Annotated in this window: 19 protein-coding genes; 10 read left to right on the forward strand and 9 right to left on the reverse strand. The window is 69.0% G+C overall.

The window, feature by feature from the left end:
* Positions 1 to 21 precede the first annotated feature (21 nt).
* Both I596_RS00345 and I596_RS00350 read left to right on the forward strand, forming a co-directional pair.
* On the forward strand, positions 22 to 1,386 hold the full coding sequence (locus tag I596_RS00345) for a DcaP family trimeric outer membrane transporter (protein WP_067642557.1): 1,365 nt from the start codon (positions 22 to 24) through the stop codon (positions 1,384 to 1,386).
* A gap of 19 nt (positions 1,387 to 1,405) precedes the next feature.
* A complete protein-coding gene (locus I596_RS00350) occupies positions 1,406 to 3,070 on the forward strand; it encodes an MFS transporter (protein ID WP_067642559.1) in 1,665 nt (554 codons plus the stop codon).
* A 132-nt stretch (positions 3,071 to 3,202) separates the two neighbouring features.
* On the opposite strand, the gene I596_RS00355 is transcribed toward I596_RS00350, so the two are convergent.
* Both I596_RS00355 and glnK read right to left on the reverse strand, forming a co-directional pair.
* A complete protein-coding gene (locus I596_RS00355; protein WP_067642562.1) occupies positions 3,203 to 4,213 on the reverse strand; it encodes an aldo/keto reductase in 1,011 nt (336 codons plus the stop codon).
* Positions 4,214 to 4,253: 40 nt separating this feature from the next.
* Positions 4,254 to 4,592 (reverse strand): P-II family nitrogen regulator, encoded by a 339-nt coding sequence (gene glnK, locus I596_RS00360; RefSeq protein ID WP_067651199.1) that lies wholly within the window; start codon positions 4,590 to 4,592, stop codon positions 4,254 to 4,256.
* A gap of 367 nt (positions 4,593 to 4,959) precedes the next feature.
* Between glnK and ubiK the strand changes: the two genes are divergently transcribed.
* The gene (gene ubiK, locus I596_RS00365) at positions 4,960 to 5,232 is read left to right on the forward strand and encodes a ubiquinone biosynthesis accessory factor UbiK (RefSeq protein WP_067642566.1); all 273 of its coding nucleotides are present in this window, start codon (positions 4,960 to 4,962) and stop codon (positions 5,230 to 5,232) included.
* A gap of 167 nt (positions 5,233 to 5,399) precedes the next feature.
* Entirely contained in the window at positions 5,400 to 6,902 is a 1,503-nt protein-coding gene (locus I596_RS00370) for a YifB family Mg chelatase-like AAA ATPase (RefSeq protein WP_067642570.1), read from the forward strand.
* A gap of 45 nt (positions 6,903 to 6,947) precedes the next feature.
* Here I596_RS00370 and I596_RS00375 read toward each other — a convergent pair whose 3' ends face one another.
* Positions 6,948 to 8,108, reverse strand: coding sequence for a putative peptide maturation dehydrogenase (locus tag I596_RS00375; RefSeq protein WP_067642573.1), 1,161 nt, complete (start codon positions 8,106 to 8,108; stop codon positions 6,948 to 6,950).
* A gap of 167 nt (positions 8,109 to 8,275) precedes the next feature.
* Here I596_RS00375 and I596_RS00380 point away from each other — a divergent pair, with 167 nt between their 5' ends.
* Positions 8,276 to 8,557 carry an NHLP-related RiPP peptide gene (locus tag I596_RS00380; protein WP_067642577.1) on the forward strand — a complete coding sequence of 94 codons (282 nt, stop codon included), beginning with the start codon at positions 8,276 to 8,278 and terminating at the stop codon, positions 8,555 to 8,557.
* A gap of 60 nt (positions 8,558 to 8,617) precedes the next feature.
* On the opposite strand, the gene I596_RS00385 is transcribed toward I596_RS00380, so the two are convergent.
* The 4 genes from I596_RS00385 to aceB form a co-directional block, all read right to left on the reverse strand.
* Positions 8,618 to 11,287: a putative peptide modification system cyclase gene (locus I596_RS00385; RefSeq protein WP_067642580.1), complete on the reverse strand. Its 2,670-nt coding sequence runs from the start codon at positions 11,285 to 11,287 to the stop codon at positions 8,618 to 8,620.
* 203 nt (positions 11,288 to 11,490) lie between these two features.
* A complete protein-coding gene (locus I596_RS00390; RefSeq protein WP_067651202.1) occupies positions 11,491 to 12,561 on the reverse strand; it encodes a GGDEF domain-containing protein in 1,071 nt (356 codons plus the stop codon).
* A gap of 186 nt (positions 12,562 to 12,747) precedes the next feature.
* A complete protein-coding gene (gene aceA, locus I596_RS00395) occupies positions 12,748 to 14,052 on the reverse strand; it encodes an isocitrate lyase (protein WP_067642583.1) in 1,305 nt (434 codons plus the stop codon).
* A 141-nt stretch (positions 14,053 to 14,193) separates the two neighbouring features.
* On the reverse strand, positions 14,194 to 15,792 hold the full coding sequence (gene aceB / locus I596_RS00400; protein WP_083965254.1) for a malate synthase A: 1,599 nt from the start codon (positions 15,790 to 15,792) through the stop codon (positions 14,194 to 14,196).
* A 119-nt stretch (positions 15,793 to 15,911) separates the two neighbouring features.
* Here aceB and I596_RS00405 point away from each other — a divergent pair, with 119 nt between their 5' ends.
* The gene (locus I596_RS00405; RefSeq protein ID WP_067642589.1) at positions 15,912 to 16,928 is read left to right on the forward strand and encodes a LysR family transcriptional regulator; all 1,017 of its coding nucleotides are present in this window, start codon (positions 15,912 to 15,914) and stop codon (positions 16,926 to 16,928) included.
* Here the strand turns inward: I596_RS00405 and I596_RS00410 are convergent.
* Entirely contained in the window at positions 16,885 to 17,514 is a 630-nt protein-coding gene (locus I596_RS00410) for a DUF4126 domain-containing protein (RefSeq protein ID WP_067651205.1), read from the reverse strand. The genes I596_RS00405 and I596_RS00410 overlap by 44 nt on opposite strands.
* A gap of 154 nt (positions 17,515 to 17,668) precedes the next feature.
* Here I596_RS00410 and I596_RS18875 point away from each other — a divergent pair, with 154 nt between their 5' ends.
* From I596_RS18875 to I596_RS00430, 4 genes are all read left to right on the forward strand, one after another.
* The gene (locus I596_RS18875; protein WP_223303883.1) at positions 17,669 to 17,950 is read left to right on the forward strand and encodes a hypothetical protein; all 282 of its coding nucleotides are present in this window, start codon (positions 17,669 to 17,671) and stop codon (positions 17,948 to 17,950) included.
* 63 nt (positions 17,951 to 18,013) lie between these two features.
* Positions 18,014 to 18,313: a GlsB/YeaQ/YmgE family stress response membrane protein gene (locus I596_RS00420; protein ID WP_223303884.1), complete on the forward strand. Its 300-nt coding sequence runs from the start codon at positions 18,014 to 18,016 to the stop codon at positions 18,311 to 18,313.
* 210 nt (positions 18,314 to 18,523) lie between these two features.
* Positions 18,524 to 19,435 (forward strand): diguanylate cyclase, encoded by a 912-nt coding sequence (locus I596_RS00425; RefSeq protein ID WP_067642598.1) that lies wholly within the window; start codon positions 18,524 to 18,526, stop codon positions 19,433 to 19,435.
* 307 nt (positions 19,436 to 19,742) lie between these two features.
* Complete coding sequence (locus I596_RS00430; protein ID WP_067642601.1) at positions 19,743 to 20,573, forward strand: YbaY family lipoprotein; 831 nt, start codon at positions 19,743 to 19,745, stop codon at positions 20,571 to 20,573.
* Positions 20,574 to 20,695: 122 nt separating this feature from the next.
* On the opposite strand, the gene I596_RS00435 is transcribed toward I596_RS00430, so the two are convergent.
* Positions 20,696 to 25,069: a DEAD/DEAH box helicase gene (locus I596_RS00435; RefSeq protein ID WP_067642603.1), complete on the reverse strand. Its 4,374-nt coding sequence runs from the start codon at positions 25,067 to 25,069 to the stop codon at positions 20,696 to 20,698.
* Positions 25,070 to 25,078: the final 9 nt, after the last annotated feature.

Consider the following 25,078-nt stretch of genomic DNA (forward strand, 5'->3'; position numbering starts at 1 on the left):
ACACCATCGGGAGGGGATGTCATGTATGTACGCAGCGGAACCTCGTTGCGCAGGACCGCGCTGGCGCTCGCCTGCGCGCTGGGCTTGCCCGGCCTGGCAGCGGCCGACGAAGCACGTGAAGCGGCCCTGGAGGCGCGCGTCAGCCAGCTCGAGCAGCAGCTGACCGAGGTCCTGACCGAGCTCAGATCCCAACGGGCCGCTGCCGCCGCGGCGCCGGCCCCTGCCGCGGCAGCGGTGGTTCCGGCGGGCAAACAGCCGATCCAGGTCGTTTCGATCACGCCCGGCTCGCCGGCGGGCACCACGTTCCGCTACGGGGGCTTCATCAAGGCGGACTTCATGGCGACCAAGGCGCACGACGGGCAGCTGGCCGACGGCGCCGTCGGCCGTGCGCTCTACGTGCCCAGCCAGACGCCGGTCGGCGGATCGGCTTCGGACATCGACTACGATGCCCACGCCAAGTTCTCGCGCTTCGGCCTCGGTGTCGACACGGTCAGCGAGAACGGCGACAAGGGCGGCGCCTTCGTCGAGATGGACTTCTTCGGCAACGCGCTCGGCAACCAGAACGCGACGAACACCTACGGCGTGACGCTGCGCCATGCCTACGCCTACTGGAACAAGTGGCTGGCCGGCCAGACCTGGTCCAACTTCATGGACGTCGGCGCGCTGCCCGAGGCGGTCGACTTCATCGGCCCGACCGACGGCGTGATCTTCGTGCGCCAGGCGCAGGTCCGCTACACCACCGGCGGCTTCTCGGTCGCGCTGGAGAATCCGGAAACCCTGATCATCCCGAACGGCGGCGGCGCCACGGTGGCGTCCGACCGCGGCGCCTTCCCGGATCTCACGCTGCGCTACGGCTGGAAGGGCGACTGGGGCACGTTCGGCATCGGTGGCCTGATCCGCGACCTGTCGGTCGACCGTCCCGCGGCCGGCAGCGTAGCCGCAGCCGACGACCGCTCGGTCGGCGGCGCCGTGACGGTCGGCGGCAAGTGGAACCTCGGCAAGAACGACGATCTGCGCTACCAGCTGACCGCCGGCAACGGCTTCAGCCGCTACATCGGTCTGGGCATCACCGGCGATACGGCGATCGACACCGACGGCAATCTCGATTCGATCGGCGGCCTGGCCGGCTTCGTCGCCTGGCGTCATGCGTTCTCGCCGAAGACGCGGTTCAACCTGATCTACGCGCGCAGCCAGTACGACAACCCGGTCGCGCTGACCGGCGGCAACGCGACGGAGATGGTGCAGAGCATCCGCGCCAACGTGTTCTATTCGCCGTTGCCCAAGGTCGACGTCGGTGCCGAGCTGATGGTCGGCGAGCGCGAGCTCGAGAACGGAACGGACGGCAGGCTCACGCGCCTGCAGTTCACCACGAAGTATTCATTCTGACGACAGGGGAGAACACACGATGGCATCCGTTCCAGCATCGGGCGCAGCGCTCACCCAGAGCCACAGGCGCGTCATTCTCGCCTCCAGCCTCGGCACGATCTTCGAGTGGTACGACTTCTACCTGTACGGCTCGCTGGCCGCGATCATCGCCGCGCACTTCTTCACGTCCCTGCCCTCGGGCAGCGCGTTCGTGATGGCGCTGCTGACGTTCGCCGCCGGCTTCGCCGTGCGTCCATTCGGCGCGATCGTGTTCGGTCGCCTCGGCGACATGATCGGACGCAAGTACACGTTCCTGGTGACGATCGTGATCATGGGCATCTCGACGTTCCTGGTCGGCATCCTGCCGACCTACGCGTCGATCGGCATCGCCGCGCCGATCCTGCTGGTGGTGTTGAGATGCCTGCAAGGCCTGGCGCTCGGCGGCGAGTACGGCGGCGCGGCCACCTACGTCGCCGAGCATGCACCGAACGGCAAGCGCGGCCTGTACACCAGCTTCATTCAGACCACCGCCACCATCGGCCTGTTCCTGTCGCTGCTGGTGATCCTCGGCTGCCGCACGATGCTCGGCGAGGACGCGTTCAAGGAGTGGGGCTGGCGGGTGCCGTTCCTGATCTCGTTCGTGCTGCTGCTGGTCTCGATCTGGATCCGCATGAAGTTGAACGAGTCACCGGTCTTCCAGCAGATGAAGGCCGAGGGCAAGCACTCCAAGGCACCGCTGACCGAAAGCTTCGCGAACTGGAAGAACGGCAGGATCGTGCTGCTGGCCCTGCTCGGCGCCACCGCGGGCCAGGCGGTGGTCTGGTACGCGGGCCAGTTCTACGCGCTGTTCTTCCTGACGCAGACGCTGAAGGTCGACGCGGTCACGGCCAATCTGTTCATCGCCGCGGCACTGGCGATCGCGACCGGCGGTTTCATCTTCTTCGGCTGGCTGTCGGACAAGATCGGCCGCAAGCCGATCATCATGGCCGGCTGCCTGCTGGCGGCGATCACCTACTTCCCGATCTTCAAGGGGCTGACGCATTACGCCAACCCGGCGCTGGAAGCGGCCGCCAAGAACTCGCCGGCGGTGGTGGTGGCCGATCCGAAGGACTGCGCGTTCCAGTTCGTGCCCGGCGAGCTCAAGGGCCACGTCAAGTTCAACAGCTCCTGTGACTTGGTCAAGAACCTGCTGAACGGCCGTAGCGTGACCTACACCAACGAACAGGCACCTGCCGGCACCCTGGCCAGCGTCCGCATCGGCAGCACGACCATCCAGGGCGTCGACGTCAGCAGTCTCTCGCCGGAAGATGCCAAGGCCGCGCAGGCGAAGCTGACCGCCGATCTCACGGCCGCCATCAACGCCGCCGGCTATCCGGCCAAGGCCGACAATGCCCAGATGAACAAGCCGATGGTGTTGCTGCTGCTGGTGCTCCTGGTGCTCTACGTGACGATGGTCTACGGACCGATCGCGGCCTGGCTGGTCGAGCTGTTCCCGACACGGATCCGCTACACCTCGATGTCGCTGCCGTATCACATCGGCAACGGCTGGTTCGGCGGTTTCCTGCCGACGACCGCGTTCGCTCTGGTGCTGCTGACCGGCAACATCTACTCGGGCCTGTGGTATCCGATCGTGGTGGCGGTCTTCACCTTCATCGTCGGCACGCTGTTCCTGCACGATACGAAGGACGTGGACATCAACCAGTAGCAACCGGGCGCCCCACCGCCGGCCGCCGCCGGCGGTACCCGACGGCCTCTCCCCGGTTGGGGAGGGGCCGTTTCCTTTGCGGGAGGTGCCGGGCGCGCCCGGAGGTCGCCCGCGACAGCGCCGTGGCGAGCTTCAGGATCCGCGCCGCCGCCAGCGCGCCATCAGGCGGGCACCGAGCCCCGCCCGCACCGCCTTGCCGATCCGGCGCATCGTTTCGCGATCCAGCCGCGGGACCAGCGCGACGGCCTGCAGGTTCTGTTCGAGCTGCTCGCGGTGACGGGCGCCCAGGATCACGGTGGAAACGGCCGGATGCATCAGGCACCACGCGATCGCCAGGTGTGCCAGCGCGACCCCCAGGTCCGCTGCGATGGCGTCCAGCTGACGGATCGCGCGTTGCCGCTGCTCGTCCGCGACGCGTTCCCGCAGCCACGGGTTGCCGGCTGCGGCGGCCCGTGATCCGGTCGGGATGCCGTCCCGGTACTTGCCGCTCAGCAGGCCGGACGCCAGCGGCGACCAGATCGTGGTGCCGAGCCCCAGCTCGCGCGCCAGCGGCGCGTACTCGGTTTCGAAACGCCGCCGGTGCAGCAGGTTGTACTGCGGCTGCTCCATGCGGGGTGCCTGCAGGTGATGCAGGCGAGCGATCCGATGGGCTTCGCGAATCGCCTCGGCCGGCCATTCGCTGGTGCCCCAATAGAGCACCTTGCCCTGCCGGATCAGGGTGTCCATCGCGAACACGGTTTCTTCCAGCGGCGTATCCGGATCGGGGCGATGACAGAAGTACAGGTCCAGATGGTCCACGCGCAGCCGCTGCAGCGCCTGGTTGCAGGCTTCCACGACGTGCTTGTGCGAAAGACCCTGCTGCGTCGGTGCCGGATCGGGGACCGCGCCGAACCGGACCTTGCTCGAGACGCACCAGGCATCGCGCGGATGGCGCAGATCGGCCAGCACGTCGCCCAGCAGCCGCTCGGCATCGCCGTGTGCGTAGTTCTCGGCGCCGTCGAAGAAATTGACGCCGTTGTCGAGCGCAGCGGCGACCAGCTCGCGTGCCGCGCGCCGGTCGACCGTCTCGCCGAAGGTCAGCCAGGTGCCCAGCGACAGGGCCGACAGCTTGAGGCCGGAGTCTCCCAGGCGGCGATAGATCACCGGCTTTCCCTCCGGCCGGGCAAGACCCGGTACCGCGCGGTCAAAGCGCGTCGGCGTCGAGGTCGCCGGTCCGGATGCGCACGATCCGTTCCAGCGGATAGACGAAGATCTTCCCGTCGCCGATCTTGCCGGTGTTGGCGGCCTGGATGATCGTTTCCACGACCCGGTCGACCGCGTCGTCGGCCACGGCGATCTCGATCTTCACCTTGGGAAGGAAATCCACGACGTACTCGGCGCCGCGATAGAGCTCGGTATGCCCCTTCTGCCGGCCGAATCCCTTGACCTCGGTCACCGTGATGCCCTGGATGCCGACCTCCGCCAGCGCCTCGCGCACGTCATCGAGCTTGAACGGCTTGACGACCGCCATGACCATCTTCATCGGCACCTCCGGTTGTTGGATCGCCGGCAGGTTGGCCATCGCCACCGGCGGCCGCGACTATACCGGATGGTCGCCAGGCGCCGCATCGGCGGTCCGCTCGTGTAAGAAATTTCCTACACGATCTTCCGAATCCAGCCGATGGCACCGCTCGGGAGAGCGCCTAGACTTATTTCCAGCACGGAACGCCGCGCTGGCCAAAGGGACCGGAAGCGCGGGGGCAAGGACGCATTGCAGGATGCATGCAGGGACGCCGCGCCTGCCGGTTCAGGGAACGAGCCGGCAGGCGCATACTTGCGTCTCCTTAAAACAGACCGGCCGCCCCAAGGGCACCGAGCCGGCAGCTGACGAATTCAAGCGGGGTGTATCCATGACGGTAATCGGCTCCATCGACGAACTCGCCGCGCGCCTGGCCGACCTGATGCCTTCGGGCGTGCGCCAGGCTCGCGAAGATCTCACATCCAACGTCCGCAGCATCCTGGTGAGCGGTCTGCGCCAGCTCGATCTGGTCACGCGCGAGGAGTTCGACGTCCAGCGCTGCGTACTGCTGCGGACCCGCGAGAAGCTCGAGGAACTCGAGCGCCAGATTGGTGCGCTGGAAGCGGCGCTCGTGCTGCCGGGGCGCGGCCCGGCCACCCACTGACGAGAGACCGGTCCGCGGCCGCCGCATAGCGGCCGGGCCGCGGTCCACCCTGCATTCTTGGGCTCCGGCGTGCCGGAGCCCGCCGGTCGGCGTTTCCCGGGAAGCCCGCCATCCCGCTACGCTCACCCCAGTCGGGGTGGCGGGCCCTTTTTGCAGGATGCAGTCCGATGAGCCTTGCCCGCGTCTACAGCCGCGCCCAGGATGGCGTCGCGGCTCCCCTGGTGACCTGCGAGGTGCATCTTTCGGGCGGCCTGCCGGGCACCTCGATCGTCGGCCTGCCGGAAACGGCGGTGAAGGAAGCGCGCGACCGCGTCCGTGCGGCGATCCTGACGGCCCGGTTCGACTATCCCGCCCGCCGGATCACCGTCAACCTCGCGCCGGCCGACCTTCCCAAGGATGGCGGGCGGTTCGACCTACCGATCGCGCTCGGCATCCTCGCGGCCAACGGCAACCTGCCGGCGGCGGCGCTGGCGGAGCACGAGTTCGTCGGCGAACTGGCGCTTTCCGGCGAGCTGCGGCCGATCCGGGGCGTCCTGCCGGCGGTGCTGCGTGCCGCCCGCAGCGGCCGGCGCGTGATTGTCCCGCGCGGCAACGCGGCCGAGGCCGCGCTGGTCGGCGCGGCGGACGTGCGTGCGGCGGACACCCTGCTCGACGTCTGCGCGCACCTGGCCGGCCGTGCGGAGCTGCCGGTGGCGGTCGCGTCGGACGGTTCCGGCGAAGCTCCCGAGGACGAGCCCGACCTCGCCGACGTCCGTGGGCAGCCGCAGGCGCGCAGGGCATTGGAGCTGGCCGCGGCCGGTATGCACAACCTGCTGCTGGTCGGCCCTCCCGGTACCGGAAAGACGCTGCTGGCCAGCCGGCTTCCCGGCATTCTTCCGCCGCTCGAGGAGGACGAGGCGATCGAGCTGGCCGCGATCCGGTCCGTTGCCGGCCTGGGAGGGGACCTGCACGGCTGGAAGCGGCGTGCGTTCCGCAGTCCGCACCACACGGCTTCTGCCGTCGCCCTCGTCGGTGGCGGATCGATACCGCGTCCCGGCGAGGTCTCCCTGGCCCATCACGGCGTGCTCTTCCTCGACGAGCTGCCGGAGTTCGACCGCCACGTGCTCGAAGTGCTGCGCGAGCCGTTGGAATCGGGTCGCATCGTCATCTCGCGCGCCGCGCGCCAGGCCGAGTTCCCGGCCCGCTTCCAACTGGTCGCGGCGATGAACCCGTGTCCCTGCGGCTACGCCGGCGATCCGTCGGGCCGGTGCCGCTGCGCATCGGAACAGGTCGCGCGCTATCGGTCGCGCGTGTCCGGGCCGCTGCTGGACCGGATCGACCTGAAGCTGGAGATGCCGCGGGTTCCGCTGGCCGAGCTGCGCGCGGAGAATGCCGGCGAATCCAGCGCCTCGGTCAAGGCGCGCGTCTGCGCGGCGCGCATGCGCCAGCTCAGGCGTGCCGGCAAGCCCAATGCCTGGCTGGGCAACCGGGAAGCCGAGCGCGACTGCGCCTTGCGCTCGAGCGAGAGACATCTGTTCGACCGGGCGGTCGAGCGGCTCGGCCTTTCGGCGCGCGCCTATCACCGTGTATTGCGCCTGGCGCGCACGATCGCCGACCTCGCCGACAGCGACCGCATCGAGGCGCCGCATCTGTCCGAGGCGATCCAGTACCGGCGCCTGGACCTGCACTGACAGTGCGGCGTGCGCGGCCGGCGGGGGATGCCCGCGGCCGGCTCATCAGGCCGGCCATACCGCATGCAGCGGATCGAACTCGATCTCCTCGCGGGTATCGGCTCGATGGCCGAAGCCGCCGACGCCAATGACGCCCTGCGTCATCGGGTCGAGACCGAAGGCCGCCTCGATGTCGACCTCGTTGACGGCCGCCGTGAAGAACGCCGCCAGGCCGCGTTCGGTCGCCGCGAGATAGAGCGTCTGGGACAGGTGGCCGACATCGAGGATCGTCGCCCGATACGCCTTGGCGTGCTGGCGGTACTTCCAGAAATTGCGCTCGAAGCGGCTCGCATAGATCACCAGGACAGGCGCCTCCAGGAAGTAGCGCTGCACGGCGACGAAGCGCAGCGCCAGTGCGTCGGCCTCGGCGGCTTCCAGCTGGCGCAGCGGCTCCAGCGCGTGGGCCACGGCGTGGTAGTGATACAGGCCGGGCGCGACGCCGTCGACCCGACGGACCAGCAGGTAGGCCTCGGTCGGGTGCAATCCGCCGGCCGACGGCGAGCCCTTCTTGAGCACCGGAACACCGGTGACGGTCGCTTCGGCGCGTGCGCCGAAGACCAGGCCCAGGACCGAGGCCAGGTCGTCGGGCGCCAGCGGGCGGACCGGATCGAAGTTCCGGCAGGTCACGCGCCGGGCCATCAGCGCAGCCAGCGGCGAGGCGGGCGTGCCGGGAAGCGCGATCCGTGCCTCGGGCGGGCCGCGCTCGACCGAGGTGGCAGGAGGCGGGCCCAGGTGCGCCAGGGGTTCGCCCTCGACGAGCTCCTGGAAGCGGCCGCGTTCGCGCTCGCTGTCGATGTCGCGCCAGCGCAGATGACGATGCGCGACAGCCGACAGGCCTTCCCAATGCGTCGTGCGGACGCTGTCGTCGGCGTTGGCCGTCGCCGTGTGCTCGGCGACCAGCAGGCCCTTGGCTTCCAGTGACTGCAGGGTCTGGGTGGGGTGTTCGTATTCGAGCTGCGAGCGATCGGTCCAGGCATGAGCCGATACCTTGCCCAGGACGGCGATCTCGTCGAGGTCCACGCGGACCTCGGCGTCCAGGTGCGCCGCCAATGCCACCCACTCGAAGGTCGAGGCGAGGCGCGGTGTTTCCCTCAGCATCAGCTCCAGGTCGATCGTGAACCGCTCACGGGGCTGGATGACGACACAGTGACAACGGCGCAGGCGCATGGACATTCCGATCGGAACAAAACCGGGATTGTAGGATGCCGGGTGCGATCCGGGCCCGGCCGCCGGTGCCGCCGCGCGGATCGGGTGATGACGCCGATGAGGTTCGACCGGCAATGGCAAGCACGAAGTTCTGAAGGTAAACTGAGAACCTCGTCAGGGGAGTTGTCATGGGTGAATGCGAATTGACGGCCGCGCAGGCCGAGGCTCTGCTCAAGCGCGTCGCGACCGACGATACGTTCCGGGCCCTGTTTCAGGCGGCGCCGGCCAAGGCCTTGAGCGTTCTTGGCATTCCGGACGACATCATCATCAACCTGCCCGCTGCGTGCCTGATTCCCAAGACGCTCGCGTCCAAGGCCACGCTGGACGATCTGCTGAAGAAGTACCGGGAAGTGACCGTCAACGCGGCGATGGGCATGAACGTGCCCTGGATCAAGATGGAGCAGTGCTGACGGGCGAGGCCTGCCGGTCCGATCCGGGCTTCTGACGGGTCGGAGCGTCAACCGGCGGCGTCATCGAGCCGGCGAGGTGGGACGCTCGGCGAGCTTCACCGCGGCCAGCCGTTCCTTGAATGCAGGCACCGCCTCGATACCCGGCCACAGGCCCAGGAACCTGTCGTAGAACTGCCGGGCATCCTCGGCCTTCCCCTTCACCGACGACAGGCGTGCCGATTCCAGCACGGCCAGGTCGGAAAAAAGCACGTTGACCGGTATCAGGACCAGCTGGCCGAACTGTTCGGCGTAGGCGCGCCCGCGATGGTCGCCCAGCCATTTGGCCTGGGCCAGCGCGGCGTCGATGTCACCCTGTTCGGCGTAGGCCCGCATCATCACCTGGTGGCTGAAGTAGAACTCGTGGCCGTCGAAGTACGGCTTGAGCATCGCGATCGCCTCGCCGGGCTTGCCTTGCGCGCGGGCGATCTCCGCCTCGACGACGGTCAGCAGGCTTGCCAGAAACGGATGATCGCCTTTGCGGCTGAATGCCGCGGCGCCGGCCAGGAACCGCTGCGCGAGCGCCACGTCGTTCTGAGTCGCCGCGAGATACGCCCCCATCAGCCGATGGAACTGCAGGTCCACGGGACGGATCTGTGCCGCGTCGAGTTCCTTGACGTAGGACGACAGCCGCGCGACGACCGCATCGCGTGAGTCGGTCTGCGCCCTGACGATGTTTTCTATGGTCTGGAAATCGAAGTAGAACGATCCCTTGATGGCCCGGGTTTCCGCTTTCGCGTGCCCGAGGATTTCGAGTGCCTGCTGCCATCGGCCGCGGTCGATCGTCAGCGCGGTCCGCGCGAACCAGACCTCGGCATCGCTGGTGGGCAATCCGGTCGCGGCGCCTTTCGCGAGAATCTGGTCGGCCTGGTCGAACTTTCGCTGCGCGGCGTAGAGGTAGGCGTAGAAGATGTTCTGCGTCGCGTAGTCGTTGGCCGCCGCTTCGCGGAAGCGGCGCTCGGCATCGTCGAAGCGCTCCTGGCCGAGGTAGAGCGTCGCCAGGAGGTAGTCCGCCATCGCGCGCCGCGGGTTGGTCGATACCGCGATCTTCTCGATGGCACGGATGGCGTCGTCGAAGCGATTGGCGGCCTGCCACGAAAAATAGCCCAGGCCGCCGCTGGCAGGGATCGAATCGGGGTAGAGCTGCTCCATTAGGCGCCACTTCTCCAGGGCGACCCGCGGCGTACCGTTGTTGCTCAGCCAGGCCTGTGCGTACAGCGCGTCGCGCGTCGACAGCCGGTCGACCATGTTCACGGCGTGCTCGAGTTCCTTGGCGATCTCGGCCGGGTCGCCGGCTCCGGTCAGCAGCAGGGTCCGGCCCAGGCCGACCCGCGCCAGCGCGAAGTCGGGGTCGAGCGCGACGGCCTGGCGAAACAGCGGAATGGCCTCTTTCCGGTTTCCCTTGCTGTCCTCGGTGACGGCCAGCGTATAGGCGCGCAGCGCGTCGAGGTTCGAGGTGGTCACCTTCTCGAGCGGCTTGCTGTCGGTGGAGATCACCGCGACCGCTTCGCCCAGGCGTTCGCGCAGCTGGCGATTGACCTTGTCCATCGACGGCAGCACCGAATCGGCACCCAGGCCGTCGGATGATTCGGAATACACGGTGGTCTGCGTCTTCGGGTCGATCACCTCGGCGGTGACGCGCACGCGGCCGCCGATCTCGGCGATGCTCGGCAGGATCAGGGCCCGGGCGCCGTCGCGCAGGGCCACCTCCGAGCCGATCGCGCGATCGATCGACGTGCCGTTCGGGTCGCGCTTCATGCGCGCGATCGTGTCGCGGACCTTCAGGTCGGAGAGGATGTTGACGTAGCGCGACTGCTCCAGGCCGATCCGGAACGCCATTTGCAGCGAGTCGTCGAAGATCGACTGGTCGGTGTGGTTCTGGAAGTCGCCGACGACGACCCAGTCGCGGCTGGCGAACGCGATGGCCGGCGGCGACCGGAGCATCGTGTAGACCGGCACGATGATCGCGGCCGCGATCAGCAGCGCTTCGAGCACCAGCACCGAGGGCCGCCGCCAGAACGGTACTTCGCGATAGGCCTTGCCCGACCACGGCGGGGTCTGGAACGGCGCCAGCCCTTCCTCGCCGACCTCGAACACCGGCACCGGCTCGGGCACGCCCTTGAAGCGGTAGCGGCCGTGGGCGCGCCAGCGGATCTTGTCGACCGCCTCGGTCAGTTCGCCCTGCGCGCGGTGGGCCAGGGCCCAGGTGATGCCCGACAGCAGGATCTGGCCGGGGCGCGCCAGCGAAGCCAGCCGCGAGGTGATCGGCTTGGCCAGGCCTTCGATGTCGACCGGCTTGGCGCCCTTGGCGATTTCCTCCTCGGCATTGTCCCAGAGCAGCACGTCGCCGACGTGGATGCCCACGCGTGCCTTCAGATTGCTGCTTTCCTGCAGATTGAACTGGTGCAGCGTGCGCTGATAGTCGAGCGCGAAGGCGACGGCCTGGATCGGCCGGTCGAACATCAGCAAGAACCCGTCGGTCTTGTCGATCTCGTGGCCGTCGTGGACCTGCAGCAACGCGCGCGTGAAACGGTCGTGGCGGCGGATCAGCTGCGTGGAGGCCAGGTCGCCGAGGTTGTGCACCAGGGCGGTCGAATCGACCAGGTCGCACAGGACGAGCGTGCGTAGCAGCGGCCTGGCGCGATCGGGTGACGCAGATCCTGCGGCGGGCAAAGACTGGGCGATGGCTTCCATGAAGCAGCGACACTCCCTGGCTACACGCGGGGCTCAGGAACCCCGCACCTCATTGACCGGCGTATGGCCGATCGATCTAGGTACGCATCCGGCGCCATGCACGGCTGCGCTTGTTCCCGAAACCGGTTCTATCGGATCGGTTTCGCTTCGACGATTCCAGTGGTCGAAAGTCCCTCAACTTCCGACGATAACCGGCCACCGCATTAGCAGAATGCCGGAGAATCGCCGCCGGCGTCCATATGCTTTACGTTTATACCATCGCCGCCCTCGCCTTTTACCGCGTAGAGCGCGGTATCGGCATAGCTGTACCAGGCAGTCCAGGTAGCCTCCAGGGGGCAGAGGCCGCCGCCGATGCTGACGGCGATCTGCAGCGTATCGGCACCGGCCGGGAAGCGCAGCGCGCGGATCGCCCCGGCGATCTGGTCGGCGCGTGCCTGGAGCTCGTCCAGGGACGTGATTTGGGCCAGGAAGGCGAATTCGTCGCCACCCAGGCGGCAGGGCATGTCGCAGGCCGCCGCGGCGTCGCGCAGGGCGTCGGCGATGGCCTTCAGCACGGCATCGCCGACCAGGTGGCCGCAGCGGTCGTTGATCTGCTTGAAGTGGTCGACGTCGATCAGCAGCAGGCCGAGTGTCGTGTCGTGGATGCGCCGCTGCTGCAGCTGCTCCAGGTAGAGATAGAGACCGCGGCGATTGCACAGGCCGGTCAGCTCGTCGGTCTGGACCAGCCGCTGTGCGGTCGTCAGCTGGGTCTGGGCCTGTCGCAGCGAATCGAGCGTGACCATCAGGTCCTCGTTCCTGCGGCGCAGGTTGGCGATCAGCTGCTGCTCGCTGGCGACCAGGTACGAAAACGAGCGCTGCATGAAGCGCGCCAGCAGGCGCGGCTCGCTGTCGAGCAGGTCGGAGAAGGCGTCGTGGCTGACCACCCACAGCGTGGTCGGCTGCGCTGCGATCGCGTTGGCGACACGGGCATGGTTGCCGATGAAGAGCGCCAGCTCGCCGAAGAATTCACCCGGACCGATCAGCTTGTCGACGACGCTGTCGCCGAACTGCAGGCGCACCTGGCCGGCCTGCACGATGAACATGCTGCGGCCTTGCTCGCCCCGGTGGAAGATCAGGTCGTCGGCGAGTGCTTCGCGGCGGGCGCCGACACGTGCGAAGAGCTCGATCTCCGCGGTGGACAGCTGGCGGGGGTGCGTCGCGTTCGAGGCAGACGGATGCCTGGCCGCAGCCGGAGCGGCATTCGCTTCCGAGACGGACGACGGCGCTGACGACACGATGACCACCCCGCGTGGTTCGTACCAAACCGCGAATCATAGCGTACTGGATAAGGGCCGCCAGTGCAGCAGGGCCGCCGCGCGCGTCTTGCGCGAGGACCGGCCGTGGAACCGGCCGGCCCGGACGTGTCGCGGCCCGGCCGCCGGCGCCGGCAGGGCCGGCGCCGGGTTCGTGACGGCGCTGGCTCAGGCGGCGCTCTTGGCGCTGCCGTGGAACTGCTCCTCCTCGGTCGATCCGGTCAGGGCGGTGGTCGAGGACTGTCCCTGCTGGATCGCCTGGGTGACCTGATCGAAATAGCCGGTGCCGACCTCGCGCTGGTGCTTGACCGCCGTGAAGCCGCGATCGGCGGCGGCGAACTCCGCCTCCTGCAGCTCGACGAAGGCGCTCATCTGGCGCCGGGCGTAGCCGTGCGCGAGGTTGAACATCGAGTAGTTGAGCGCGTGGAAGCCGGCCAGCGTGATGAACTGGAACCGGTAGCCGTAGCCGGCGATTTCCTTCTGGAACCGGGCGATGGTCGCGTCGTCGAGATTCTTCTTCCAGTTGAAGCTCGGCGAGCAGTTGTAGGCGAGCAGCTTGCCGGGGAACTTGGCATGGATCGCCTCGGCGAACTGGCGGGCGAACGCGAGGTCGGGCTTGCCGGTCTCGCACCAGACCAGGTCGGCGTAGGGCGCATAGGCCAGGCCGCGCGAGATCGCCTGATCCAGGCCGTTGCGCGTCTTGTAGAAGCCCTCGACGGTGCGCTCGCCGGTCGTGAAGGGGCGGTCGTTCTCGTCCACGTCGCTGGTCAGCAGGTCGGCGGCCTCGGCATCGGTGCGCGCGACCAGCAGGGTCGGCACGCCGGAGACGTCCGCGGCCAGGCGCGCCGCATTGAGCTTCTCGACCGCCTCGCGCGTCGGCACCAGCACCTTTCCGCCCATGTGCCCGCATTTCTTGACGCTGGCCAGCTGGTCCTCGAAGTGCACGCCGGCGGCGCCCGCCTCGATCATCGCCTTCATCAGTTCGAAGGCGTTGAGCACGCCGCCGAAGCCGGCCTCGGCGTCGGCCACGATCGGCTGCAGGAAGTCCACGCTGTCGTCGCCTTCGGCGTGGTGGATCTGGTCCGCGCGCAGCAGCGCGTTGTTGATGCGCTTGACGACCGCGGGAACCGAGTCGGCCGGATAGAGCGACTGGTCCGGGTACATCTGGCCGGACAGGTTGGCGTCCGCCGCCACCTGCCAGCCGGAGAGGTAGATCGCCTTGAGGCCGGCCTTCACCTGCTGCATCGCCTGGTTGCCGGTCAACGCGCCGAGCGCATTGACGAAGTTCTCGGTGTGCAGGTACTTCCAGAGCTTCTCGGCGCCCAGCCGGGCGAGCGAGTGCTCCACCGCGACGGTGCCGCGCAGGCGCACCACGTCCTCGGCCGTGTAGTTGCGCGTGATTCCGGCCCAGCGCGGGTTGTTGTCCCAGTCCAGCTTGATCTGGTCGGCGGTCGGCAGCGAGGTCTTGCTCATCGAAGGGACTCCTGATTGGCAAAACCCGTCTCCAGCGGAGGCGGGGCAAGGGGGAGCGATCGGCCTGTGCCGGCGGGAGACGCTCGCTCTGTGCGCTTCCCGTGGTTGCCCGCCGGGGGCGGGGGTGTGCTGGCGCCCGCGTCAGGGCAGGCGCTCGTACGCCGGAACGGTCAGGAAATCGGCCAGCGTGCGGGCCCGCGTCAGCGCGTCGAGCATCGCGATCGCCTCCCGCACGCGGTCCTGGCCGGGCAGGCCGGCCTTCGGAAGGCGGTCTTCGGTGCCCGTCAGCACGGCCTGGAACAAGGCGAAATCGATCGGCGTGCTGTCCTCGAGCGACAGGCCGCTGTGATGCAGCCATTGCCACAACTGGGCACGGCTGATCTCGGCGGTGGCCGCGTCTTCCATCAGGTGATGGATCGGAACGCAGCCCAGGCCGTCCAGCCAGGCCGCCAGGTAGCGCACGCAGACGTCCACGTTGGCCTGGAAGCCGGCACGCGTGATCGTGCCCGCCGGCGCGGTGATCAGGTCGTCGCGGGTGACGCGAACGTCCTCACGCCGCACGTCGAGCTGGTTGGGACCGGGCATCGCCGCGTCGAACTCGGCGACCGCCACCGCAAGCAAACCCGGATGGGCCACCCAGGTTCCGTCGTGCCCGGCACCGGCTTCGCGCTTCTTGTCGGCGCGCACGCGTGCCATCGCCGCTTCGTTGGCCTCCGGATCGTCGGCGATCGGGATCTGCGCGGCCATGCCGCCCATCGCGAACGCGCCGCGCCGGTGGCAGGTCCTGACCAGCAGCTCCGAATAGGCCTTCAGGAACGGCACGGTCATGCCGACCTGGCCACGCTCGGGCAGGATGCGGTCGCGGTGGGCACGGAACGTCTTGATGTACGAGAAGATGTAGTCCCAGCGCCCGCAGTTCAGGCCGGTGATCCGGCTCTTCAGCGCGTGCAGGATCTCGTCCATCTCGAAGACCGCCGGCAGCGTCTCGATCAGGACGGTGACCTTCATCGTGCCCGGCGGCAGGCCGAGCGCGTGCTCGGTATGGGCGAGCACCTCCTCCCAAAGGGCGGCCTCGTGGTGGCTCTGCAGCTTGGGCAGGTAGAAGTACGGGCCGCGGTCGCGCGCGTGCAGTGCCGCCGCGTTGTGGAACGCGAACAGTCCGAAGTCGAACAGGGACCCGGACATCGCCTGCCCGTCGACCTGCACGTGCTTCTCGTCCAGGTGCCAGCCGCGCGGCCGGACCATCAGGACGGCGGTCTGCGGCTTGAGCGCGTAGGCCTTGCCCTCGGCCGTGACCAGGCTGATCGTTCCGGCCACCGCGTCGGCGAGATTGGCCTGGCCCTCGATCAGGTTGTCCCAGGTGGGCGCGGTGGAATCCTCGAAGTCGGCCATGAACACCTTCGCGCCGGAATTGAGCGCGTTGATGATCATCTTGCGGTCGACCGGCCCGGTGATCTCGGTGCGCCGGTCGGCCAGTGCCGCGGGAATCGGTGCCACCGTCCAGTCCGCTTCGCGCAGCGCGCGCGTCTGCGGCAGGAAATCGGGCAGCTCGCCGGCGTCGAACCGCGCCTGCCGCTGGTCACGGGCGTCGAGCAGCGCCCGGCGGCGGCCGTCGAAGCGCCGGTGCAGGTCCTGCAGCAGGTCCAGGGCGGCCGGCGTCAGCACGCGCTCGTGGCCGGGCTTGATCGCGCCGGTGATCGTCGGCGACGGGCCCGGGTGACCGTTCAGCATCGCAACCATTGCCTACTCCGCGTCTTTCGAGCGCCTACCGTATGTCGCGTTGCGCCAATTTTACAAAGCAAATATTTAAATGGATGGTATTAACTTTGATAAAGTCGACTGCAACGTATTGATTGAATATGGCGATGGCCACGCGAACCCCAGCCAAACGAACATCGCACGCCTCCCCGGGCACGGCCGCGGGCGCCGCGCCGCGCTTCTACTACAAAGGCAACAGGATCAAGCAGTTGAGGGCGTTCTGCACGATCGCCAAGCTGGGTACGCTGTCACGCGCGGCCGAGGCGCTGTTCCTGTCGCAGCCGGCGGTCAGCCTGCAGCTGGCGGCGCTGGAGCAAGAGCTGGGCGTGGTCCTGGTCGAGCGTCGCCGCCGCCGTGTCGCCCTCAGCCGCGAAGGACAGCTGCTCTATGAGCTGGCCCAGCCGCTGATCGACGGGTTCGATGCGCTCGACGGCGAGTTCCGCTCGCGCATGCAGGGCCTGGCGGGTGGAGAGCTCAACATCGCGGCGGGCGCCTCGACGATCCAGTACCTGCTGCCGCCGATGGTGGCGCGCTACCGCGAGGTGCAGCCCTCGGTGCGGCTGCATCTGCACAACGTCACCGGTCGCGACGGCCTGGCCCTGCTGCGTTCGGACCAGGTCGATTTCGCGGTGGGGTCGATGCTCGAAGTGCCGGTGGACCTCAGCTACGAGCCGATCTACCACTTCGATCCGCTGTTGATCCTGCCGCTCGACCATCCGCTGGCGGCGCGGACCGACATCCACCTGGAAGACCTGTCGCCGTACGGGCTGATCCTGCCGCCGAAGCGACTGACGACCTATCGCCTCGTGGACCTGATCTTCCAGCAGCGCAAGGTGCCGTTCCACGTCGCGATCGAGGTGGGCGGCTGGGAGGTCATCAAGGAGTACGTCGCGATGGGCCTGGGTATCTCGATCGTCACGGGCATCTGCGTGACCGATGCCGATCGCGCGCGGCTCGCGGTACGCAACCTGCGGCAGTACTTCCCGCAGCGCAGCTACGGGGTGGTGATTCGCAAGGGGCGCTACCTGACGGCCGAGGCACGGGCGTTCGTGGACCTGATCCGGCCGGGCCTGTTCATGCGTCGCGACTACTTCGAGCCGGGACATTCGGAGCGCTGACCGGATCGCCCCGCAGCCGTCGCAGCACCCGCCCGACGAAGCGCCAGATCTTCGGCAACAGCCAGGCCACCAGCGCCAGGAACGCGACCAGCAGGACCAGGAACACCAGCGGGTGCGCGATCGCCAGGTACAGGCCGCCGAGCACTAGACCGTCCTCGCCGAGGCTGGCGCCCCAGTTGCTGAAGGGTTCCGGCGAGGTGTTGATCGCGGCGCGGCCGCCGCTCTTGAACAGGTGCGTGCCGCTGGTGACCGCGCCGCCGAGCAATGCCGCGGCGACCTGCGCCGCGGGCCCGGCGTCGCCCATCGCGCCCCAGGCCAGGAATGCGCCGGCCGGGATGCGCACGAAGGTGTGCAGGGCATCCCAGAGCGAATCGAACGCCGGAACCTTGTCGGCCAGGAACTCGCCGAACAGCATCACGCCGGAGGCCGCCAGCACCCAGTCGTGCTCGAGCACCGCAAGGTGCTGCGGCAGGTCGAGGTAGCCGAAACGGCCGAGCAGCCCGACCACGAAGACGGCGGCGTAGAGCCGGAACCCGCTGGCCCAGGCGAGACCCGCGGCCAGTGCGATCTGCGACAGCGATTCCATGACGGTCTCCGGTCCGGCCGTGGGGCGGCGGCCGTGCGCCCAGGGTAGCGTGCCGGTTTGCGGCGGCAAACAGCCGACCGGCGGGGCAATGCGCGAACGACTTTCTGGTAGCGTTGCGTCGCCGGCCGCAGGCCGGGTCCTCGGGGTGTGCGTGATGGTTCGCTGGATCATGATCGGCCTGGCCGTGCTCGGCCTTGCCCTGTCGTTGACGACACGCAGCCCGGGGCTGCTCGGCCTCGGCCTGTTGTGCACGGCGATCGGGCTGTTCGGCGTGGTCTTTTCGCTGGCTGCCGAGCGGGTGGCTTCGCGCAGCCGTCCCGATTCGGCCATGCTCGGTCCCGAGGCGCTGGCTGCGATCCGCGAACGCGCGCGCGCGCAGCGCGCCGCCGGTCCGGCCCGTCCTCCGTCCTCCTCCGATTCACGCCAGGGCCACTGACGAGGCGGCGGCTCCGGCGCGCTGCCGCACTGCGCCATGCTCGAAGCCGGAGCTGGGCGCAGAATGGGCCGCGTCGCAAACCGCGACACTGCGGAGAGGGGATCCATCGTGGCTATTGAAACAATCCTGGTCTGGCTGATCGTGGGTGCCGTTGCAGGCTGGTTGGCCGGACTGATCGTGAAGGGGCATGGTTTCGGCCTGGTCGGCAACATCGTGGTCGGCATCGTCGGTGCCTTTCTCGCCGGCTGGTTGCTGCCGCAGGTAGGCCTGGCCATCGGTGGCGGCATCGTCGCCGCGATCATCAATGCACTGATCGGTGCGGTGATCCTGCTATTCATCATCGGGCTGATCAAACGAGCCTGACAGCCGTTCGTCTGCGCCGCGCAGCCAGTCGCTGCGCGGCGCCTCGCCTTGCCGGGGCGCGTTCCGTCCCGGGTCTGATACGCTAAGGAACGTGCGGTGCCCCTGTGCGCCGCTGGCGATCGACCCGTCCAGCGGCAGCCAGCCGGGATCGGATCTTCCTTCGGTATCGGGTCTGCGCCCGAGCCGGTGTTTGCCCTGCATCGGCGTCTCATGAGCTCGCGCGACAACGACCCCAGCACCACCCAACGACGCACGATCCGCCCGCAGCGCGAGCTGGGTGTCGAACACGGACAAGCCTGCCTGATCGTCCTTCAGGGCCAGCGGCTCGGCCAGCGCATCGACCTGGGACGCAGTCCGCTGGTGATCGGCCGCGCGCCGGACGCGGACCTGCAGCTGCTGGAGCACAGCATCTCCCGCCAGCACAGCCGGATCTGGCTGGAGCCGTCCGGTTACCGGATCAAGGACCTGGATTCGACCAACAAGACCTTCCTCAACGACCAGCCGATCATCGAGGCGGAACTGAAGGACGGCGACCACATCACGATCGGCAGCTGGGTGTTCAAGTTCATGGACGCCTCCTCGCTGGAGATGCGCTACCACGAGGAGCTGTACCTGCTGGCGACGCTCGATCCATTGACCGAGCTGTACAACCGGCGGCAGTTCCTCGAGCTGCTCGAGAAGGAATTGGCGCGCTCGGCCAGCCACAGCCGTCCGCTGGCCCTGCTGATCATCGACCTGGACAACTTCAAGGAGGTCAATGACCGGTACGGCCATCCGGCCGGCGACATCGTGCTGCGCCGCGTGGCGTCGATCCTGCGCGATCAGGCGCCGCAGGAGCTGATCGTGTCGCGGATCGGTGGCGAGGAGTTCGCGATCATCGTGCCGGAGCAGCCGATCGAGCACGCCGTCGCCTTCGCCGAAGGCGTGCGGGCCGCGGTCGCCGCGCTGGACCTGCATGCCGATACCGGACCGCCGGTACCGCCCGGCATCACGATCAGCATCGGGGTGGCCAGCCGCGACGCGGAGACGTCCACCGTCAGCAAGCTGTTGCGTGCAGCCGACGAGCAGCTCTACCGGGCCAAGCAGGCGGGGCGCAACAAGGTGTGCTCGCCACTGCGCTAGGCCGGCCGTTCGTCCCGGGGGCGCGTCGCTGCGATCCCGAAGCGTTCTTCGGCAGGTTGGTACACCGGCTGCGACCCGTTCAGGCCTCCTTCGGCGCGGCAGGGGGATAACCTTCCCGCGGCGAAATCGCAGATCCGGTCCGTTTTCGCGGTGCTGGTATCATTGACGCATTGCAGCACCTCCCCGTGTCCTTTTCGAGCAGCGCCGATGGGGCTTTTTTTCGCGTCCCGCAAAGCGCGCCGACCCCGTTTCGTTCTACGATACGTTTCGTTGATTGACTTGCCGACTTAATCTGGAGGATGTACTCATGCGGAAGCTCCTCGCCCCGACGCTGTTGGGGTTGATCGTGCTGGGCGGTTGCCAGTCCGGCGAACAGAACGCGGGCGCGCCGCCAGCCGGAACGGCGCCTGCGTCCGGCGCGCCGCCGGTGCAGCAGGCCACCGCGATCAGCGGTACGGTGACGCTGCGCGATCAGATCCCGCTGAGCGCCGAGGCCAAGCTGACCACGCGGCTGGTCGATCTGGCCCAGCCCGAGGTCGCGCTGGCCGAGAAGGTCCAGGCGGTGGGCGGAGTACAGCCGTTCCAGTTCGTGCTCGATTTCGACCCCGGCAAGATCGATCCCAAGCGGACCTATGTCGTCGAGGCGATCCTGGTCGACGGCGAGCGCCGCTTCCTTCCGGCCCTCAACTCGCCGGTGCTGACCGGCGGGAACGGCGTGACGACCCAGGTCGTGCTCAATGCCGAGGCGACGCCCGGCGAGAAGCTGAAGGAAGAGATCGGAAAGATCCGCACCAATTCCGGCGGCATGCGGCGCATCGAGGGCTCGTATCTCAACGATCAGGTCTCGGTGGCCTGGGACGCGTTCGTCGAGGACGGCCACGTGCGTTTTGCGCGCGTGATCACCGATCGTGGCGAGGCCGGCCGTTCGACCGTGCAGTACGCGTTCAAGGACGATCGGCCGCTCGGCGTCATCAGCGGCTCGACGCGCCTGGGCTGGGACGAGGGCGGCACCGCCATCCTCAACGAGGACGGCAAGGGCGGTCGCCTCGATGACGGCGCCGTGAAGGCCTTCCAGGAAGAAGCGGTCAAGGCGCTCAAGATGGCGCAGGAAAAGGTGCCGGCGCCCAAGCGGCGCTGAGCCGCCTGCTTCAGCTCGAAGACGAAGAAAAGGCCGGGTGCATTCCCGGCCTTTTTCGTTCACGGGGTTCGACTCGATCGCGTGAAGATGCCGTGGCCGGTGTCGGAAACGCCGTCGCGGCGTCAGTGCGGCAGCGCCGGCAATGCCGCCGGCAAGACGACCGATCCGCGAATCAGCGCCTGCCGCCAGTCCGCCGGCAGCGGCGCCGATTCGGCTTCGACCGCGCTGCGGCCGACCAGCAGGCTGGTCTTTCCGCCGTTGAGCACCGCCACCGGCAGTCCGTCCTCGAAGAGGATGCGGGTGCCGAGGACGGCGGGCACGCGCGCACCGGGCGTGACGATGCCGACCAGGTTGAGCGGATCGGTGGCGGCGACCACCGTCAGCGCGCCGTTGCAGGCCCGGCGGCGGATCGTGCGCAGCAGCGGAATCGCCTCGGGCAACGCAAACTGCTCGCCGGACAGTCCGGCGATGAAGCGGCCGCCGCGGATCTCGCCGCGCGCCTCGAGCCGATGGCAGACACGGACCAGCTCGCGCCAGCGCGGCAGCCACTCGGCCTCGCGTGCCAGCAGCTGCCAGGCGATCACGCCATAGCGCCGCAGCAGCACGCGCACGATGTGCTCGAGTGTGTCGCCGTCGATACTGGCTGCGGCGGTGGCTGGATTCGGCGCGGTCCGGATCGGCGCCCAGCGCCCGGCATCCTCGATGCCGAGCAGGGCGTTGCGGCGTGTACGCCGTGCGTGATGCGAGCTGCGCTTGGAAGCCGGCGTCAGCAGCGCCCGGAGGCCGGCGAAGCTGTCGGCGTGGATCAGGCCGCGCGAAACCAGCTCGCCGAGTGCGTCTTCCAGCTCGGTCTTGAGCAGGCGCGTGCCCTGGGTGAGTTCGTCGAAGAACGATGCGCCGCGTTCGTCGAGGAGGTCGAGGACGGCACGGGCGCGCGAGGACAGCGGCGCGTCCGCGCTGGGCGGCGCACCCAAGCCGCTCCATCGCGCCAGCTCGCGCCGCGGCAGCACGACGATCGGCGTGCTGCGCAACGGACCGGCGGCGCGCTCGCGGCCGGCGACGGCCGCGTCGGCCACGCGTGCCCAGACGCTGCGGCCGCTGCGGCACAGGTCGTCGAGCCGGCCGGCCGCATAGTCGGCCACGCGTGCCGGCAGCAGGTCGGCCTCCCAGGCGCCCGCGGCGGCCTGGTAGCCCTCCAGCTGCGCCAGCACGCCTTGCAGCGCTTCGGGACCCTGGGTCCGGGCGTCGCTCGCGACGTGCTGCCATTCGAACAGGAAGCGCATGAAGTCGCGCGGCTCGACCGGCTCGATCTCGCGCCGCAGCCGCTTGAGCGTGTAGCGGTGGATCCGCGCGAGCAGATGGCGCTCGCACCATTCCTCCTCCGCAGCGCCGGGCGTGAAGCGGCCGCGCAGGACGTAGCCTTCGGTTTCCAGCGCCGTCAGCGCGGCCACGATCCCCCTGGCCGGTACGTCCAGCGTCGCGGCCAGGGCGGCTACCGTGGTCGGTCCCAGTCCGGTCAGGCGCCCGCGCAACAGCTCGACCAGCGCCGCCTCGGCGCTCCAGGTGACCGCGGCGTACTCGGCCGGCGCGGCGATCGGCGGCTGCGGGACCGCAGCCGGCAGCAGCGCGGTGAGCGCCGGCAGGCGCTCGGCGGCGCCCCAGACGGTCAGCGCTCCGCTGCGAAGACGCGTCGCCCGTGCGGCCTTGGCCAGCTGTTGCAGCCAGTCGCTCCAGCCGGCATTGGCCTGCGCTTCGTGCTCGGTGATCCAGCCCAGGCCCATCAGGACCTCGTGCATCTCGTCGGCGTCGCGGGCGTCGGGCCAGGCTTCCTCGCGGACGCCGGCGATCGCGTCGGCGTCGAGCGCGCCGAGATCCCCGGCCGATTGCGGCTCGCTCCAGCGGCGCATCTGCACCGCCTGCGTGCGGCGCTCCTCGAGCGGTGCGTCGTCCAGATAGGCATAGGGCCGCGCCGACAGGATCTCGGCGGCCAGCGGCGAGGGTTCGGGCAGGTCGCGCGCGGTCATCGTGATCGCGCCGCTCTCCAGCCCTCGCAGTACCGCCAGCCAGCCGTCGAGGTCCATCGCCTCGTGCAGGCAGTCGCGCAGGGTCTGGCGGACCAGCGGGTGGTCGGGGATCTGGCGCTCGCCGACGATGTTCTCGAGGCAGGCGACCTGGTCCGGGAACACCGTCGCCAGGAGGTCCTCGGCCTTCATGCGCTGCAGCTGCGGCGCCACGCGGCTGCCGCCGGCATAGCGCGGCAGGGCCAGTGCCGTGGTCGCGGCCCAGCGCCAGCGCACGCCGAACAGCGGCGCGTCCAGCAGCGCCTGGATCAGCACATCCTCGGCGCTGGACGAGTGCAGGTAGCGCGCGACGTCGGCCAGCGGGAAGCTGTGGCTGGTCGACAGCGACAGGATGATCGCGTCCTCGGTGGCGGCCGCCTGCAGCTCGAAGTTGAACGTGCGGCAGAAGCGCTTGCGCAGCGCCAGGCCCCAGGCCTTGTTGATGCGGCTGCCGTAGGGCGAATGGATCACCAGCTGCGTGCCGCCGGATTCGTCGAAGAACCGCTCCATCGCCAGGTGCTCGCGGGTCGGCAGCAGGCCGAGCGCGCTGCGCGCGCGTGCCAGGTACTCGACCAGCGCGCGTGCGGCCACGGGATCGAGCCCGAGCGTCTCGACCAGCCAGTGCTCGGCCGCCGTGGGGCCGGCCTCGAGCTGCTCGGCCACCTGCGCGCGCAGGCGCGAGACGCCGGCCGACAGTTCGTCGCTGCGGCCCGGCGCTTCGGCGATCCAGAACGGGATGCTCGGCGGCTGGCCCTGCGCGTCCTCCACGCGGACGCGGCCGCGCTCGACGCGCAGGATGCGATAGGACGTGTTGCCGAGCTGGAAGATGTCGCCGGCCATGCTCTCGACCGCGAAGTCCTCGTGCACGGTGCCGACGGTGATCGCCTGCGGTTCGAGCACGACCGTGTAGTCGGCGGTGTCGGGAATCGTGCCGCCGGAGGTCAGCGCGGTCAGCCGCGCATTGCGGCGTCCCTTCAGGCGGCCGTGCACGGCGTCGCGATGCAGGTAGCCGGCGCGGGCGCCGCGACGGCTCGTGAAACCCTCGGCCAGCATCCGCACGACCGCATCGTAGGTCGCGCGTTCCAGGTCGCGGTACGGCCAGGCGCGGCGCAGCCAGTCGAACAAGGCGCCTTCGTCCCACTCGGCGCAGGCCGCCTCGGCGACGATCTGCTGGGCCAGCACGTCGAGCGGGGCCTGCGGAACGTGCAGCAGGTCGAGCTCGCCGCGCCGGATGCAGTCGAGCAGGGCCGCGCATTCGACTAGGTCGTCACGCGACAGCGGAAACAGGCGCCCCTTCGGCGTCGCGCCGACGGCGTGGCCGGACCGGCCGACGCGTTGCAGGAACGCGGCGATCGAATGCGGCGAGCCGAGCTGGCAGACCAGGTCGACATCGCCGATGTCGATGCCCAGCTCGAGCGAGGCGGTGGCCACCAGCACCTTGAGCTCGCCGCGCTTGAGCCGTTGCTCGGCATCCAGCCGCAGCTCCTTGGCGAGGCTGCCGTGGTGGGCGGCGACGTGCTGCCGGCCGAGACGCTCGCCGAGGTGGCGGGTGACGCGCTCGGTCAGGCGTCGCGTATTGGCGAAGACCAGGGTCGTGCGGTGCGCCTGCACCTGCTGGGCGAGGCGGTCGTAGACCAGTTCCCAGGCCTGGTTGGACATGACCGCTTCCAACGGCACCGGCGGCATCTCGATCGCCAGATCGCGCGGACGCGTGTGGCCGCTGTCGACGATCGCGCAGTCGGGGCGGCCGTCGCGATCGACGTGGCTGGCGCCGACCAGGAACCGCGCGATTTCCTCGATCGGCTTCTGCGTCGCCGAAAGACCGATCCGGACCAGGCGCCGCTGGCACAGCGCTTCGAGGCGTTCGAGCGTGAGCGCCAGGTGGCTGCCGCGCTTGTCGTCGGCGATCGCATGGATCTCGTCGACGATGACCGTGCGCACGTCGCCGAGCAGCAGGCGCCCGGAGACCGAGCCGAGCAGGACGTAGAGCGATTCGGGCGTCGTCACCAGGATGTGTGGCGGCGTCTTCAGCATGCGCTGGCGGTCGGCCTGGGCCGTATCGCCGGTGCGGACCGCGGCGCGCAGATCCAGGTCGGCGAGGCCGCGCTGCGCGAGTTCCTCGCGGATGCCGGCCAGCGGCGCTTCCAGGTTGATCGCGATGTCGTTGGAGAGGGCCTTGAGCGGGGAGACGTAGACGACCGTGGTGCGATCCGGCAGGCCGCCGGCGGCGACGCCTTCGCGGACCAGCCCGTCGATCGCGGCCAGGAACGCCGCCAGCGTCTTGCCCGAGCCGGTGGGCGCCGCGATCAGCGTGTGGCGTCCGGCGCGGATCGCCGGCCAGGCCTCGCGTTGCGCCGGTGTCGGCGCGGCAAAGCGGCGTCCGAACCAGGCGGCGACCGCGGGGTGGAAATCGTCGAGCACGGAAGCGGCCGCCATGGCAGGTAC

Origin of the sequence: Dokdonella koreensis DS-123 (assembly GCF_001632775.1) — a bacterium.
GTDB lineage: Bacteria > Pseudomonadota > Gammaproteobacteria > Xanthomonadales > Rhodanobacteraceae > Dokdonella > Dokdonella koreensis.

Excerpts from the sequence above, each read along its gene's own strand:
- aceB (WP_083965254.1), bottom strand. The coding sequence starts at position 15,792 with ATGGTTGCGATGCTGAACGGTCACCCGGGCCCGTCGCCGACGATCACC.
- aceA (WP_067642583.1), bottom strand. The coding sequence starts at position 14,052 with ATGAGCAAGACCTCGCTGCCGACCGCCGACCAGATCAAGCTGGACTGG.
- I596_RS00345 (WP_067642557.1), top strand. The coding sequence starts at position 22 with ATGTATGTACGCAGCGGAACCTCGTTGCGCAGGACCGCGCTGGCGCTC.
- I596_RS00380 (WP_067642577.1), top strand. The coding sequence starts at position 8,276 with ATGGGTGAATGCGAATTGACGGCCGCGCAGGCCGAGGCTCTGCTCAAG.
- ubiK (WP_067642566.1), top strand. The coding sequence starts at position 4,960 with ATGACGGTAATCGGCTCCATCGACGAACTCGCCGCGCGCCTGGCCGAC.
- I596_RS00385 (WP_067642580.1), bottom strand. The coding sequence starts at position 11,287 with ATGGAAGCCATCGCCCAGTCTTTGCCCGCCGCAGGATCTGCGTCACCC.
- I596_RS00435 (WP_067642603.1), bottom strand. The coding sequence starts at position 25,069 with ATGGCGGCCGCTTCCGTGCTCGACGATTTCCACCCCGCGGTCGCCGCC.
- I596_RS00350 (WP_067642559.1), top strand. The coding sequence starts at position 1,406 with ATGGCATCCGTTCCAGCATCGGGCGCAGCGCTCACCCAGAGCCACAGG.
- I596_RS00405 (WP_067642589.1), top strand. The coding sequence starts at position 15,912 with ATGGCGATGGCCACGCGAACCCCAGCCAAACGAACATCGCACGCCTCC.
- glnK (WP_067651199.1), bottom strand. The coding sequence starts at position 4,592 with ATGAAGATGGTCATGGCGGTCGTCAAGCCGTTCAAGCTCGATGACGTG.
- I596_RS00425 (WP_067642598.1), top strand. The coding sequence starts at position 18,524 with ATGAGCTCGCGCGACAACGACCCCAGCACCACCCAACGACGCACGATC.
- I596_RS00430 (WP_067642601.1), top strand. The coding sequence starts at position 19,743 with ATGCGGAAGCTCCTCGCCCCGACGCTGTTGGGGTTGATCGTGCTGGGC.
- I596_RS00410 (WP_067651205.1), bottom strand. The coding sequence starts at position 17,514 with ATGGAATCGCTGTCGCAGATCGCACTGGCCGCGGGTCTCGCCTGGGCC.
- I596_RS00375 (WP_067642573.1), bottom strand. The coding sequence starts at position 8,108 with ATGCGCCTGCGCCGTTGTCACTGTGTCGTCATCCAGCCCCGTGAGCGG.
- I596_RS00370 (WP_067642570.1), top strand. The coding sequence starts at position 5,400 with ATGAGCCTTGCCCGCGTCTACAGCCGCGCCCAGGATGGCGTCGCGGCT.
- I596_RS00420 (WP_223303884.1), top strand. The coding sequence starts at position 18,014 with ATGGGCCGCGTCGCAAACCGCGACACTGCGGAGAGGGGATCCATCGTG.
- I596_RS18875 (WP_223303883.1), top strand. The coding sequence starts at position 17,669 with ATGGTTCGCTGGATCATGATCGGCCTGGCCGTGCTCGGCCTTGCCCTG.